Source organism: Acinetobacter sp. AB03 (genome assembly GCF_058107045.1).
In genome coordinates this window covers 1423541-1437613 of the sequence record NZ_JBUEBA010000002.1, presented here as the reverse complement: position 1 = coordinate 1437613, position 14073 = coordinate 1423541, and the positions used below count along the sequence as shown (strand labels likewise).

General features: G+C 41.4%; 14 protein-coding genes. 2 read left to right on the top strand and 12 right to left on the bottom strand.

Annotation, left to right across the window (positions count from 1 at the left end):
* Window positions 1–21: 21 nt before the first annotated feature.
* The 12 genes from ACY3FQ_RS07305 to ACY3FQ_RS07250 form a co-directional block, all read right to left on the bottom strand.
* Complete coding sequence (locus ACY3FQ_RS07305) at window positions 22–363, bottom strand: PilZ domain-containing protein (RefSeq protein WP_058869739.1); 342 nt, start codon at window positions 361–363, stop codon at window positions 22–24.
* Window positions 364–377: 14 nt separating this feature from the next.
* The gene (locus ACY3FQ_RS07300; RefSeq protein WP_279740895.1) at window positions 378–1361 is read right to left on the bottom strand and encodes a DNA polymerase III subunit delta'; all 984 of its coding nucleotides are present in this window, start codon (window positions 1359–1361) and stop codon (window positions 378–380) included.
* A gap of 19 nt (window positions 1362–1380) precedes the next feature.
* On the bottom strand, window positions 1381–2142 hold the full coding sequence (gene kdsB / locus ACY3FQ_RS07295) for a 3-deoxy-manno-octulosonate cytidylyltransferase (protein ID WP_279740897.1): 762 nt from the start codon (window positions 2140–2142) through the stop codon (window positions 1381–1383).
* 8 nt (window positions 2143–2150) lie between these two features.
* Window positions 2151–3155 (bottom strand): tetraacyldisaccharide 4'-kinase, encoded by a 1005-nt coding sequence (lpxK, locus tag ACY3FQ_RS07290; protein ID WP_279740900.1) that lies wholly within the window; start codon window positions 3153–3155, stop codon window positions 2151–2153.
* 3 nt (window positions 3156–3158) lie between these two features.
* Complete coding sequence (gene msbA / locus ACY3FQ_RS07285; protein WP_279740902.1) at window positions 3159–4886, bottom strand: lipid A export permease/ATP-binding protein MsbA; 1728 nt, start codon at window positions 4884–4886, stop codon at window positions 3159–3161.
* Window positions 4886–5308: an ExbD/TolR family protein gene (locus ACY3FQ_RS07280; protein WP_004696832.1), complete on the bottom strand. Its 423-nt coding sequence runs from the start codon at window positions 5306–5308 to the stop codon at window positions 4886–4888. Before ACY3FQ_RS07280 ends, msbA begins: the two co-directional genes overlap by 1 nt.
* 8 nt (window positions 5309–5316) lie before the next feature.
* Window positions 5317–5970, bottom strand: a complete 654-nt coding sequence (locus ACY3FQ_RS07275) for a MotA/TolQ/ExbB proton channel family protein (RefSeq protein ID WP_489773768.1) — start codon at window positions 5968–5970, stop codon at window positions 5317–5319.
* Between the two features lie 36 nt (window positions 5971–6006).
* A complete protein-coding gene (locus tag ACY3FQ_RS07270) occupies window positions 6007–6894 on the bottom strand; it encodes a ParB/RepB/Spo0J family partition protein (RefSeq protein WP_058869745.1) in 888 nt (295 codons plus the stop codon).
* Window positions 6891–7673: a ParA family protein gene (locus ACY3FQ_RS07265; RefSeq protein ID WP_004696827.1), complete on the bottom strand. Its 783-nt coding sequence runs from the start codon at window positions 7671–7673 to the stop codon at window positions 6891–6893. Before ACY3FQ_RS07265 ends, ACY3FQ_RS07270 begins: the two co-directional genes overlap by 4 nt.
* Window positions 7674–7698: 25 nt before the next feature.
* Window positions 7699–8331, bottom strand: a complete 633-nt coding sequence (rsmG, locus tag ACY3FQ_RS07260; RefSeq protein WP_004984861.1) for a 16S rRNA (guanine(527)-N(7))-methyltransferase RsmG — start codon at window positions 8329–8331, stop codon at window positions 7699–7701.
* 84 nt (window positions 8332–8415) lie between these two features.
* Complete coding sequence (gene murU, locus ACY3FQ_RS07255; RefSeq protein WP_078425016.1) at window positions 8416–9105, bottom strand: N-acetylmuramate alpha-1-phosphate uridylyltransferase MurU; 690 nt, start codon at window positions 9103–9105, stop codon at window positions 8416–8418.
* Window positions 9102–10118: an aminoglycoside phosphotransferase family protein gene (locus ACY3FQ_RS07250; RefSeq protein WP_078425015.1), complete on the bottom strand. Its 1017-nt coding sequence runs from the start codon at window positions 10116–10118 to the stop codon at window positions 9102–9104. Before ACY3FQ_RS07250 ends, murU begins: the two co-directional genes overlap by 4 nt.
* 121 nt (window positions 10119–10239) lie before the next feature.
* Between ACY3FQ_RS07250 and ACY3FQ_RS07245 the strand changes: the two genes are divergently transcribed.
* Complete coding sequence (locus ACY3FQ_RS07245; RefSeq protein WP_279681880.1) at window positions 10240–12699, top strand: LPS-assembly protein LptD; 2460 nt, start codon at window positions 10240–10242, stop codon at window positions 12697–12699.
* Window positions 12699–14003, top strand: a complete 1305-nt coding sequence (locus ACY3FQ_RS07240; protein WP_279681878.1) for a peptidylprolyl isomerase — start codon at window positions 12699–12701, stop codon at window positions 14001–14003. Before ACY3FQ_RS07245 ends, ACY3FQ_RS07240 begins: the two co-directional genes overlap by 1 nt.
* Window positions 14004–14073 lie beyond the last annotated feature (70 nt).

The window sequence follows — 14073 nt, the reverse complement described above, 5'->3', positions numbered from 1 at the left end:
TTTCCTACTTGATATACTTAATTACATAGTGTAACTAGTTCGCCCTTCAGACTTAAGACCTGCTAGCAACTTTTCCGCTTCTGATTTGTAATAAACCCCTTTCTCCCCAGAAAGTTGAATACCAAATCCTTGGAGTTTGATTCCATTTTGCTTTTGCGAAATCCAAATCACTTTGCCTGTTAGAGGAATTTTCTGTGCTTGCTCTGGCAATGTTGCCAAAACAAAGACCTCCTCTCCCATCTTTACAGGTTGTTTGGATGGAATAAATAAACCACCACCAACTACAAAAGGCATGTAGCTTGCATATAACGTTGCTTTATCTGGAATATTGGCTTGAATGATTCCGCCCATACGTGGTTGCATAAAATTCCCCTGTTTTAAACATCCATCAACCGAATACACAATTGGTCGAGCACTAAATTAGTTTGTACGTTTTGTTCAATATATTGTTTTGACTGTTGCAAATCAGCATAAATTGAAAACAAAGTTTCAAGTGAATACCGTTCTGCCAGCACACTGAAATCCAAGTCAGTGTTTTTTAATTGCTGATTTAGCTTGACACAAATCAAATCTGACAACAAGTACTCAAACATTTGACTAAAATCACTAAATGTCAGCGCTTTATTCCACTTGGTAGCAATTACCATCGGCATATTTTTATCCATCACCAACTTTTGCCAATCTTTTAAAAATTCAGCACGTTGAGGAATCCATTCACTCTCGGACAATGTAATTGCCTGCAACGGCATATGATTGGACAAATTCATCAACAAATGTTGCTGTGCCAAATCGCTATGGGACAAATGCTGATTTAGAAATTGCTCTGCTTGCTGTTGATTTATGCGATCCAAAGCAAAATGTTGCAAACGACTGCGAATGGTTGCAGGCAGTTTTAAATAATGATCTGCCAATAAAATGATAACAACACGATCACCTGGTTCTTCAAGCGTTTTCAATAAAGCATTGGCTGAAGCTGTATTTAAAGCTTCGGCTGGTTCAATAATGATGACGCGCCAACCATCTACCGTTTGCTGTACAAAAGGCAGCAGATCACGAATTTTCTCAATTTTGATCTTAGCATTTTGTTTCTTATTGTCTTCATCGGTAGTGATGTGCACATAATTGGGGTGTGTATCCGCCTTTAACCACTGACAACTTCCACACTCCCCACAGGCCAAATGATTTGGCTGCCGCTTAGCACATAAGACCCAAGCAAGAAACTGCTCAGCAAAAGTCTCTTTACCACAACCTTTTTTACCATAAAACAATAAGCCATGACCAATGTTAGGAAAGCGTGTGGTTAAAGTTTCCCAAACATTTTGATGCCACGGATAAATTTGCTCAGGCAGCGTTTGCTTCATGTATACAACCTAAGTTCTATTATGCAAAATGAGCCACATCCATGGCATTTAAACGATCTAAATCTTCTTGTGTATCCACACCTGGCGGCAAGTTCGCTTCTGCGATATCAATGGCAATACGATGTCCATTTTCCAAAACACGTAGTTGCTCTAGGCTTTCGAGCTTTTCGAGTGTACCCATATCCCATGTCACATATTCTTGAAGTAATTTCACGCGGTAAGCATACAAACCCAAATGACGGAAGGCTTGTTCATGCAACGTTTGCTCCACTTGTTTTGCAGTATCTCGGTCATATGGAATAGTAGCACGACTAAAGTAAAGTGCTTGCTTGTACTTCGACATCACCACTTTAACAATGCTATCACGTTTAAATTCATCTAAATGCTGAATTGGTTCACACAAGGTCGACATTGAACAATCTGCTTGTGACTCTAAAAGTTGCGCGACTTGCTTGACCAAAGCCGCTGGCAATAACGGCTCATCACCTTGAACATTAACAATGATATCTTCGCTGGCCCAACCCTTAATTTTCGCCACCTCACTTAGGCGGTCTGTTCCCGAAGGATGATCCGCTGAGGTCAACACTACATCCACCCCTTCAACCATGCAAAGATCATAAATTCGCTGATCATCCGTTGCGACGCAGAGATCATCAAAACCTTCCACTTTCTTCGCCTGATCAACGACCCGTAAAATCATTTCACGGCCATGAATTTTAAGGAGTGGTTTTCCAGATAAACGTGTGCTTGCGAAACGCGCAGGAATAACAATATGCTTCATAAAAGACCTTAAGAAATTTCAATACCTACAGCGGCGAGCTGTTGATGTAAGGTGTCATAACACGCCGTCGATAACACTGCATCGACAGGAACAACCCAAATATCGCGGGCAAAACTAGGGTTTTGTTTTAGCAGCGCTAAAATTTTCACTGCATCTTTTTCAGTGGTAATGATAGGATTGGCATCATCAAAGACCAAATCCTCTAACTCATATTCATAATGATCAGCAAACTCATGACACTGGAACTGCTGCACTCCCATACGCTCTAAAGTACGATAAAAGCGTTGCGGAAAACCTATCCCCACGACCGCATAAAAATCATCTTGCGGATTGAAAGCTTTTGCCTCAGTACTATTCAACAGGTAAGGCTCTGCAACTTCTAAGTGCATGTGCATAGCACGACTAGGATGATCTGCATGTTCGATCACTATGCCTTGATCTAGTCTAGACTTTGGCTCTCGTAAATAACCTTCGGGCAATAACTTTTCATTACCTAGTCCACGATTATTATCTAGGACAATCCATTCAATTTGGCGACTCAATGCCCAATGTTGCAGCCCATCATCACTAATGATCAGATCAATGGGATAGTGAGATAAAAGCAGTTCAATACTTTCTTGGCGATTTGGACCCACTGCCATCGGTACATCAGTAGATTGCACGATGAGAGTTGGCTCATCACCTACATTTTCAGGCAATGAGTTGAGATTTACCATAGTCGGAAATGGGCCCTTGGCACCATAACCACGACTGATCACTCCAACTCGGATATTTTTACTTTGTAAATAACTCACCAAGTGAATGAGCAGAGGGGTTTTACCACTCCCACCCACGGTAATATTACCAATCACCATGACAGGTACAGGAGCCGTATACGCTTTTTTAATATTGCACCGATACAACTTACGGTTTAAAAGAAAACCGCCTCGATATAACCAAGACAGCGGACGAAGCACAATTAACCACTTTGCCTGTGAGTTCCAAGCATCCTGAATAAACTGTGCACCTGACATGACTTAGTTTTCCTCAAAATTACGCTGATGGAGTTGATAATAAGCACCCTGCTTTGCAATAAGTTCAGCATGTGTACCTTGCTCTACTATACGCCCTTTATCCATCACCACAATGCGGTCTGCATTCTCAATGGTAGATAGACGATGTGCAATTACGATCGTGGTACGATCTCGCATTGCAGCATCGAAAGCACGCTGGATAAAGTACTCTGATTCATTATCAAGCGCGCTGGTAGCTTCATCTAATATCAGCACAGGCGCATTTTTCAAAATCGCACGAGCAATGGCTATACGTTGGCGTTGACCGCCTGATAAATTGAGACCTTGTGCCCCCAACTTGGTATTGTAGCCTTGTGGTAAAGCCATAATGAAGTCATGTGCATAAGCTGCTTTTGCCGCTGCAATCACCTCTTCATCCGAGGCATTTTCAAGCTGACCATAGGCAATATTGTCACGCACAGTGCGGTTAAATAAAACCACTTGTTGATTGACCATTGCCACTTGGGTACGCAGACTATTGATTTCAATATCGTGAATATCGATACCATCAAAGAGGATTTGGCCCGAGGTCGTATCTTGAAAACGCACCAATAAATTCACTAAAGATGTTTTACCAGCACCAGAACGCCCGACTAAAGCAATCGTCTCACCTTCTTTGACACTTAAATTAAAATCATGCAATGCGTGATGGCCATCGGTATAAACCAGATTCACATGTTTAAAGTCGATATTACCTTTCAGTACTGGAATTAAAGTCCCAGTATTTTTTTCTTCTGGTAAATCTAAAATTTCAAAAACTGAATGTGCTGCAGCCATACCCCGTTGAATCTTTTCATTCACGTCAGTCAACGCTTTAATTGGCTTACTCAACATACCTGCTGCAGTAATATACGCCACAAATTGACCCGCGCTGGTATCTTGTAGAATTTCTGGGCGTAGTGCGATCCACATAACAATACTCAGAGCAATGGACATAATCAACTGTACAATTGGACTATTGAGCTGTTGCACAACCACCATTTTCAGGCCGCGACGTAAATTTTCTAAAGAGGTATCTTTAAAGCGTTGCTGCTCATAGGCCTGACCACCAAAGCCTTTCACCACCAAGTGACCATTGACCGTCTCTTGTACCACGTGATTGACATCACCCATGGTGTCTTGGACTTGAATAGAAAGCTTACGCATGCGCTTTGCCGCTTTACGGATAAGTAAACCAATCAACGGTGCAAAAATCAAAATACACAAGGTCAGACGCCAATTGCTATAAATCAGGTACCCCAACAGTGCAATGGTGATTAGACCTTGTTGAACAATAGTTTTTAATGATTCTGAGGATGCAGCGGTAAGCTGCTCCACATTAAACATGATCTTCGCAGTGATATGACCACTGTTATTATCCAGATAATACTGTGCAGGAAGACGCAATAATTTTGCAAAAACTTCTTGGCGAATATTAAAGACCAGGTTTCTAGAAATGACAGCCGTAAAATACCCCCCCATGAACAAACCCAGCCCACGGAAAAACATTACCACAACAACCAAAATTGGGAACAAGGTTGTAAAACCTTGATCACGGTGTTGAATCGCTTCAATAATTTTTTCAAGTAATTTAGCAACAGAAACTTCTGTCGCGGCATTTATAGCAAAACCGACCACCACAAGAATTGCTACGCCCCAATAAGGTTTTAAATAGCTCAGTAGACGTAGATAAACTTTAAAATCGTGTTTCACTAATAACCTCGAGAAGGCACTTTGGTACTAATATTGATATTTACAAATCCCAACTGACCGGCCACATCCATCACACGGATCACATCCTGATGGGTTGCTTTTGCATCCGCAGCAATAACAAACATTAGATCACGACGGTCATTGGAAATCTGTTTAATTGCGGTATTTAATTCTGAAACATCTTTCGATGCGATAGACTGACCATTAATTGAATAATGCCCTGTGGAATCTACCACCACTTCGATTTTATGATCAAATGTTTTCGGCGGAACCCCTTGCGCATCAGGCAAGGTTAAATTCATACGACTAAATTGATTGAATGTAGTGGTCAGCAATAAAAACACCAAAATAAATAATAAGCAATCAATCATTGGTGTAAGGTTAATATGAACATCTTCAACTTGCGAGCGTTTGAATTTCATACTTCACCTTAGCTCGCTTGTTTCACAACAACATCATCATGGTTTTCAAGCACAGTTTCTGTTTTCTTATAAAATAAAGCCGCATGAAACAAAGTCGATTGCTGCTCTAATTCAGCAACGTACTCTTGAACCAAACGCTGAAAATAACGATAAGCAAATAATGCAGGAATCGCAATGAACATTCCTGCTGCAGTTGTAATCAGTGCTTTAGAAATCCCTGGAATCATCAGTGTTGGATTACTACTATTCCCAATATCAATCATTAAAAATGACTCGATAATACCTAATACAGTCCCCAACAATCCTAAAAGAGGCGCGACAGCGCTCAATGTCCCTAAAAAATTGATATTTTTTTCAAGATAACCAATTTCCTGAGAAGCAGTTGCTTCCATCTGCGCACGTGCAAACTGTTCACCTTGTGCCTTACTTTGGTAACCAACTTCCAAAATACGACCCAATGTCGTTGCCTGTAAATCCTGATTTTGTTTAAGTTTAGGCAAAACCATTTGTACGCTTTGCGCTGCACCTAATAGCAAATCTTTCGGTAAAATAGTGGATTTCTTCAAGCGAATAAAACGCTCTAAACTAATCGCAACAGTAAAGATCGAACAGAGAACAAGGGGCAGCATAAGCCACCCACCTGCTTTGACCAATTCCCACATAACACTTCCCCAAGTATTTAGAAATAGAAAATAAAATTATTCAGCTAAGCAAATATTCAAAATACCATCCAACTCGTCGAGTGAATGATAATGAATCGTGAGCTTGCCTTTCCCTTGTTTATTATGATCAATTTTGACATTTGCACTAAAACGATCTGTTAAGCGCTGTGTCAATTGTTGAAGATCTGGTGCCATTTCCGTTTTCGATTTTTCTTGTTTAGGCGCATTGAGATCACGGACATATTGTTCAGTTTGGCGAACAGATAAACTCTTCTCTATCACCAATTCTGCGACTTTCAGTTGATCTTTCCCTTTCAAAGTCAAAATGGCACGGGCATGCCCCATGTCCAGCAATCCTTGCTGCATAAAGTCTTTAACTTGTTCAGCTAGACTTAATAAACGTAGTAAATTACTCACCGTGGTACGCGCTTTACCCACAGTATCTGCAATTTCTTGATGACTTAAACCAAACTCTTCATGAAAACGCTGTAAAGCCATTGCTTGATCAATCGGATTAAGGTCTTGACGTTGAATGTTCTCAATCAACGCCAGTGCAATTGCAACTTGGTCTGTTAAATCACGAACAATGGCTGGAACTTGCGTTAACCCAGCAAGTTGAGCTGCACGCCAACGACGCTCACCCGCAATAATTTCATAGGGGTGCTTTTCATTATCAATTGGACGAATCACAATCGGCTGCATTACACCGTGTTTTTCAATCGATGCCGCTAACTCTTGCAAGTCTTGCTCATTAATAAAACGACGTGGCTGATATTCACCACGTTGTAATAGATGCACATCAATTTGTTTTAGCTGACCGTGATCAAGAGCTTGTGCTTCAAGTTGTAATTTCTCTTTTTGAATGGAACCGAGTAAGGCATCTAAACCACGACCTTTTGCCAGCCCACGTTTTTTAACGGTCATGCGTTACTTCCTTTTTTCACTTTGCTTTTCTTAATCATTTCAGCTGCTAAATGTAAATAAGCAACTGCGCCCTTCGAGCTTTTTTCAAAATAAATCACTGGCAAACCATGCGCAGGTGCTTCAGCTAGACGCACATTACGTGGAATGACGGTGTCATAGAGTTTTTTGCCAAAGTATTGTTCTAATTCTTCAGACACATCACGTGTCAGTGCATTACGTGCATCATACATGGTGCGTAAAACACCAATAATTTTTAACTCAGGATTCAATGCTTGTTGAATACGATCAATGGTCTGTGTTAAATCTGCCAAGCCTTCCAACGCATAATATTCACACTGCATTGGAATCATCACACCATCCACTGCTGCCAGTGCATTAACCGTAATCAAGCTTAAGCTTGGCGCACAGTCCACAATGATGTAGTCATATGCTTGTTCAATTTCTTGCAACGCATCACGCAGAATAAACTCACGCCCTTCTTGCTCAGCAATCGCAAGTTCAACTCCCGCCAAATCACGGTTTGCACCCAAGACCTTATAACCCACTTCCGCCTTGGTAATCGCAGTCTCTATAGGTACTTCACCCAGTAAAACATCGGTCACTGAATACAGTAGGTCATTTTTTTGAATGCCTGAACCCATGGTCGCATTGCCTTGCGAGTCCATATCAACCAATAAAACCCGCTTTTTAAGTACTGCTAAAGATGCAGCCAAATTTACTGCGGTTGTGGTTTTACCTACACCACCTTTTTGGTTCGCAATCGCAATAATTTGTGCCATGACCCGCCCAATCCTTTGAATTTTTTTAGATACGTTTTAATAAAAGTAAGTGTCGTTGTTCGTCCAAACGTGGAACTTTTAACGCAATAATGTCACAGCTAAATTCGTTTTTGAATGCTTCAACTTCGTCATGCGGAACCAAGCCTTTCATAGAAGCAATAATGCTGTCTTGGTGCATATAAGGCTTCGATGCATTGATAAAATCGGTTAAAGAGGCAAATGCACGACTGGTAATCACGTCAAACTGACCCAAATCATGGATGCTATCTTCATTTTCAACACGCGTTTGAACTGCAATTACATTGGTTAATTTTAAGTCTGCGATAAACTGTTTTAAAAAACGAATTTTTTTACCATTGGAATCGAGCAAAACACATTGGCGCTCAGGTTGGCATAGAGCAATAATCATGCCCGGCATACCACCGCCTGTACCAATATCTAGCAAACGACCTTTCGGCAAATCTTTTAAAATACTTAAACTATCTAATAAATGCTTCACCAGCATTTCTTTAGGATCGCGAATCGCTGTTAAATTGTAAGCTTTGTTCCACAGCACAAGTGCGTCTTGATACTTCAGCAATAAATTTAATGCTTCTTCACTCAAATCTAAGCCAAGCTTTTGACTACCTTGCTTTAAGTCTTGAAAAAATGGATGCATAAAGAAGACATCTCAATAAAATTAAACTGAAGTATACCGATTTCTCAGCCGTGGAACAGTAGCTAACGCTTAGTGATTATGCACTTAAACGTACATACCTTGACGAATCTGTAGATCTAGATCACTTAATCGCTCAGGTGTGCCAACATCCACCCATGCGGCTTGCATTTTCCCGGCAGAAACTTTTCCAGCAGACATCGCTTCTTTTAGCAATGGAGCCAGTGGACGCTTACCTGCTTCTAAACCCTTAAACATCTGTGGGTGAATAACCGCAACACCACTATAAGTCAGTGCTTCACCTGACTGCTCTTGTTCAAAGGTATAAGCACGCCCTTGATTTAAGATAAAGTCGCCTTTGGGATGTTGTGTCGGATTGGTTACAAATATCAGATGCGCAAAATCTTCTCCCAAATCGACATTGAGCAATGATGCAAAATCAAAAGTGGTCCACACATCGCCATTCACTAAAATAAACGGTTCCGTCCCCAAAAGTGGTAGAGCATTAATAATACCACCTGCTGTTTCAAGCCCCTCTTCTTCACGCGTCCAACGAATAGTCACTCCAAACTGCGAACCATCGCCAAGCGCGCCAATCAATACATCGGCCAACCATGCAGAATTAATCACAATTTCTGTGACCCCAATTTGCTTGAGTTTTTCAATATGCCAAACGATCAGTGGTTTGCCACCCACTTCAAGCAGAGGTTTCGGTTTATAGAGTGTTAAAGGACGCATGCGGTTGCCAAGCCCCGCTGCCAAAATCATTGCTTTCATGCTGCAACAACCTCGTATTTGCCATATTTTGCTTCAAATTTCGGCATCACTTTATCGCAAATAAATTGCATGAAAGGTTGTAGTTCTGCATAAGGTTTGCTTTCTTCAAGTAAATACCACATCACACGTGGTAAATCTTTCAAATAACCTGATTTTCCGTCACGTTCAAATAAACGCACAAAAATACCCAGAATCTTGATATGACGTTGAATCGCCATCAAGTCAGCATCTTGTTTAAATTGTTCAAAGTCACGACCTTCTTTTGCCGATGCAGGTAACAAGTCATAAAACACTTTAAACCAACGATAAACGCGCTCAGGATTCCATTGCACATACGCATCACGTGTAATTGAGATCAGATCATAAGTATCTGCACCAATCACAGCATCCTGAAAGTCAATCACCCCCTGCTCTTGCTCATCTGCCAAAAGCATGAGATTACGACTATGGAAATCACGATGTACAATCACTTGAGGTTGAGCCAAAGCAGCATTGGCTAAAATTGCAAATGTACGTTTAATCAGCGCAGACTCATCATCAGTGGGTTGAATCTGTAAACTTGGCAATAACCAATCTGTCAATAGCGACATTTCAGTGATTAACTTTTCATAAGAATAAGCCGGGAAATGACCTTCACCATCAATAGATTGCAATTGAATCAACTGCTTAAAACTTTGCTCATAATGCGCATCGACAGTCTTATCATCGAGCTGTGTAGACAGTAGCACATCGCCAAAATCCTCAAGCAATAAGAAGCCTTGCTCCAAATCTTTCGCCACAATATGTGGTACACGAACACCGTTCGTATCAAAAAATTCATCAATCGTCACAAAAGGCACACAATCTTCTTTTTCTGGTGGTGCATCCATCAGCATAAATGTTTTATTATTCAACTTGATTCGTGCATAACGACGGAAACTTGCATCGCCTGCTAAAAAGTTAATTTCAAATTGATCTGAACCAAGTACAGATGAAATCCATGTTTGTATCAATTGTTCACGTTGTGTATTCATTTGCGATAAATTCTAATACAGGCTGAGTTTTTAAAGTGCTAAGTGTAGCCACTTATCAACTTTTTCTCTATGATGCGACAATAATTAATTGCGTTTTAAGCATACTTGGTAAATGAGACACATGAAGCATCAGTTTAAATTTAATCCTTTAGCGACTGCGATATTTACCCTTCTTTGTGGTAGCTCAATCACAAGCTATGCTGCAACACCAACCACGTCTATTTCAGACGAACAACAATCGCTAAAACAAGCACTACAAGAAAGCTATCCTGGGCAAAAGTTTTTCGAACAATACTACGTTGATAAGTCATCTCCTGAAGCTCAACAGCGCCAAGGTCGTTACTTAAGCTCCGCGTATTGCCAAGGCACATGGTTAACCCCTGTAAGTCCTGAAACCAAAGCTGCTGACGCAGCCAATGCGACATCCACGATTACAGCGGACTATGGTCACTACAACCCACAAGGTGACTCTGTTCTTGAAGGTAATGTCCTGATTGATCAAGAAGGTCGTCAAATCCGCGCCGATAAAATCACCATTGACCAGACCCAGACTTTTGCCAATGCTGAAGGACGCGTGCAAATGGCGCAAAGTGGTTTATTAGCGCAAAGCGACCAAATTAATTACAACCTAAAAACTCAGCAAGGCGATCTGAAAAACAGTTTCTATATTTCAGAAGAACAACATGCACATGGGCGGGCCGACCAAATCTTACGTGAGTCACAAACAACCACCACCCTAAAAAATGCAACTTATAGCACATGTCCACCAGAGCAATCGCCAACGTGGAAAATCCAAGCAGACGAAATTAAGTTAAATCAAGAAACTGGCCGTGGTGAAACACGCGGTACAAAACTTTATGTCAAAGATATACCCGTTCTAGCTGTTCCTTATTTTAACTTCCCGATTGATGACCGTCGTACTACCGGTATTTTGACGCCAAGTTTTGGCTTCACCAATGATGGTGGTGTCGAGATTGCAGTACCTGTTTATCTCAACTTAGCGCCGAACTACGATGTGACCGTTACGCCACGCTATATCAGCGACCGCGGCCCAATGTTTGAGGGTGAGTTTCGCTATCTAACCGAAAACTTTGGTTCAGGTCAAATTTGGGGGGGGTACTTAGCTGGTGATCGAAAATATGACGATGAAGACCGTAAAGATTTGCACTTTTTACATAACTGGCAAATCAATGAACAGTTCTCAACCAACCTTGAATATAACTATGCATCAGACAAAGACTACTTTACTGACCTAAGTAACAACCCAAACACCAAAACAGACTTAAACCTGCGTCGTGCGTGGGAGTTAAACTATAAAAATGGAATTCCTGGTCTAAAAGCCCAACTGAAAGTTGAAGACTTCCAAACACTAGACGAAACCACACCCTACGTTGACCGTCCGTATGCGCGTTTACCACAGTTCTTACTCAACTATAAGGCGGGTAATGCACTGGGCTTAGAATACGAGTTCAACAACGATACGGCTTACTTTAAAAAGGACTTTGGGACTATCGATGGCGATACCAACGATAGCTTTGAACCAAGCGGCACCCGTGTCTATAATGACTTTTCTGTACGCTATAACTACCGTACACCGTGGGCTTTCGCCATTCCTGAAGTATCTATTCGTAATGTAAACACATTCTACGATCAAGATACCATCAATGAGTTTGACAACACCAACCGCTCATCGAACGACAAATCTTATGTCGTGCCACAGGTGACTTTTGATGCAGGTTTAACTTTTGAAAAAGAAGGCACTTTCTTACAGACGTTAAGCCCACGCATGTTCTATGCCTACGCACCCTATAAAAATCAAGATGGCGCACCAAACTTTGACTCTGCAACAGCATCGATCAACTATGATCAGTTATTTAGTGCAAATCGCTTCTATGGCCATGACCGTCTAGAAGACAATAACTTCTTGTCACTGGGCTTAAGCTATAGCTTATTTGATACGGTGGGTCTAGAGCGCTTAAAAGCCAGTGTAGGCCAAAGCTATTATTTCGAAGACCGCCGCGTAACGCTTGACCAAACAGCAGACGTCTTTGACAGAGAAAATCACTCTGGTCCGATTGTCAGCGTATCTAGTCAGCTCTCACAAAACTTTACCCTCGGTGCAAACTCAGCATGGATGGCAAATGGTGATAATGCGCAACGCGACTTACAACTTTACTTTACGGGCGATAAAGGCAATCTCTATAACGTTGGCTATTTCTACCGTAAAGAAATTGCAGACCGTCAAGAACATTACGACCAAGTGGTTGCATCTTTCGTACAACCGATCCATAACAACTGGCGTATTATGGGCCATGCTCAATATGACTTAGACAACAATGTCGCTCGTGAATACCTCCTTGGTGTCAATTACGAGTCTTGCTGTTGGGGGATCTCCGTTTATGGTCGCGAGTACTATAACGACTTGGATGACGTCAATGCTGCAGGTGTAGAACCTAAACGTGCAATTATGGCCGAAATTACACTTAAAGGCTTAGGCGGACTCAACAGTAAACTTTCATCATTACTAGAAAATCGTATTCTAGGCTTTAACAATATTAATCAGACTTGGACAGACCGTTAATGAAGACAAAACAGTTCAAACAATTTTTTAAAGCGAGTGCTTTGGCTTTAGCTCTCGCAACCGCTATTCCAACTTTTGTACATGCGTCGGATGAAGTTGTTGCTGTTGTCGATAACAGTGTCATTTTGAAGAGTGACTTAGAAGCAAGTATGGCTGAGCTCAAACATCAACTTGAGAGCCAAAAAAAACAAGTTCCACCAGAGCAATATTTGGCACAACAAGCATTAGAGCAACTGATTATTCGTCAGACTCAGCTTGAGCAAGTGAAACGTTACAACATTCAACCTGATGAAAAAAGCTTGAATGAAGCGGTTTTAAATGTTGCAAAACAATCCGGTAGCACAAGCCTAGAAGCATTCCAACAAAAGCTCGATAAAATGGCACCCGGAACCTATGCTTCTTTGCGTAGTCGCGTTGCTGAAGATTTAGCCATCAATCGTTTACGCCAGCAAATCGTTACCTCTCGTATCCAGATTTCAGACCAAGACGTTAAAAACTTCTTAAATACCCCACAAGGTCAAGCAGCACTTGGCAATCAAGTACATGTGCTACATGTGCGTGTTTCAGGTGACAATGCTGACGCTGTGGCGAAGCAAGTCAAAACTGTTCTAGCACACGACAATGACGTCGCTGCAATTGCTAAAAAGTTCAGTACTGCTGGCACCAAAGTTGAAGGTGCAGATATGGGCTTTAGAGCACTTTCTGACATCCCTAGCGAGCTTGCAGCACGTGTGAGTCCACTCCAAGTGGGACAAACCACAGATTTAATTACAGTGCGTGATGGTGTACATCTTTTAAAATTAGTTGAACGCAAAGGAGCTGAGCAAAAAGCGATTGTACCTCAATACAAAGCACGCCATATTTTGATCCAACCGTCTGAAGTGGTTAGCCCTGAAAATGCTAAACAAATGATCGAAAGCTTGTATAACCGCGTACAAAAAGGTGAAGACTTTGCCGTTTTGGCTTCCACCTACTCCAATGACACAGGTTCAGCACGTGATGGCGGGAGTTTGGGTTGGGTCAGCCCAGGTGTGATGGTTCCTCAGTTTGAAGAAACCATGAAAAATACACCGGTAGGTCAAACCAGTAAACCTTTTCAAACTCAGTTTGGCTGGCATATTCTTCAAGTGACTGAAACACGTCAACAAGACATGACTGCTGAATACCAAGAACGTATGGCACGTCAAATTTTAGGTGAGCGTCAATTTGATGCAGAGCTTGATAGCTGGTTACGCGAAACACGCAACAGAGCTTATGTCGAAATTAAAGATCCTAACTTAGACCGTAAGAACAACAAGTCATAAGTTTGAACACATAAAAAGACCAGCATTCATGCTGGTCTTTTTTCGCTTGGACGAAAACTAAAAATTTGGC

Excerpts from the sequence above, each read along its gene's own strand:
- ACY3FQ_RS07250 (WP_078425015.1), bottom strand. The coding sequence starts at position 10,118 with ATGAATACACAACGTGAACAATTGATACAAACATGGATTTCATCTGTA.
- ACY3FQ_RS07270 (WP_058869745.1), bottom strand. The coding sequence starts at position 6,894 with ATGACCGTTAAAAAACGTGGGCTGGCAAAAGGTCGTGGTTTAGATGCC.
- ACY3FQ_RS07240 (WP_279681878.1), top strand. The coding sequence starts at position 12,699 with ATGAAGACAAAACAGTTCAAACAATTTTTTAAAGCGAGTGCTTTGGCT.
- ACY3FQ_RS07280 (WP_004696832.1), bottom strand. The coding sequence starts at position 5,308 with ATGAAATTCAAACGCTCGCAAGTTGAAGATGTTCATATTAACCTTACA.
- kdsB (WP_279740897.1), bottom strand. The coding sequence starts at position 2,142 with ATGAAGCATATTGTTATTCCTGCGCGTTTCGCAAGCACACGTTTATCT.
- ACY3FQ_RS07305 (WP_058869739.1), bottom strand. The coding sequence starts at position 363 with ATGCAACCACGTATGGGCGGAATCATTCAAGCCAATATTCCAGATAAA.
- ACY3FQ_RS07300 (WP_279740895.1), bottom strand. The coding sequence starts at position 1,361 with ATGAAGCAAACGCTGCCTGAGCAAATTTATCCGTGGCATCAAAATGTT.
- lpxK (WP_279740900.1), bottom strand. The coding sequence starts at position 3,155 with ATGTCAGGTGCACAGTTTATTCAGGATGCTTGGAACTCACAGGCAAAG.
- murU (WP_078425016.1), bottom strand. The coding sequence starts at position 9,105 with ATGAAAGCAATGATTTTGGCAGCGGGGCTTGGCAACCGCATGCGTCCT.
- ACY3FQ_RS07265 (WP_004696827.1), bottom strand. The coding sequence starts at position 7,673 with ATGGCACAAATTATTGCGATTGCGAACCAAAAAGGTGGTGTAGGTAAA.
- ACY3FQ_RS07245 (WP_279681880.1), top strand. The coding sequence starts at position 10,240 with ATGAAGCATCAGTTTAAATTTAATCCTTTAGCGACTGCGATATTTACC.
- ACY3FQ_RS07275 (WP_489773768.1), bottom strand. The coding sequence starts at position 5,970 with ATGTGGGAATTGGTCAAAGCAGGTGGGTGGCTTATGCTGCCCCTTGTT.
- rsmG (WP_004984861.1), bottom strand. The coding sequence starts at position 8,331 with ATGCATCCATTTTTTCAAGACTTAAAGCAAGGTAGTCAAAAGCTTGGC.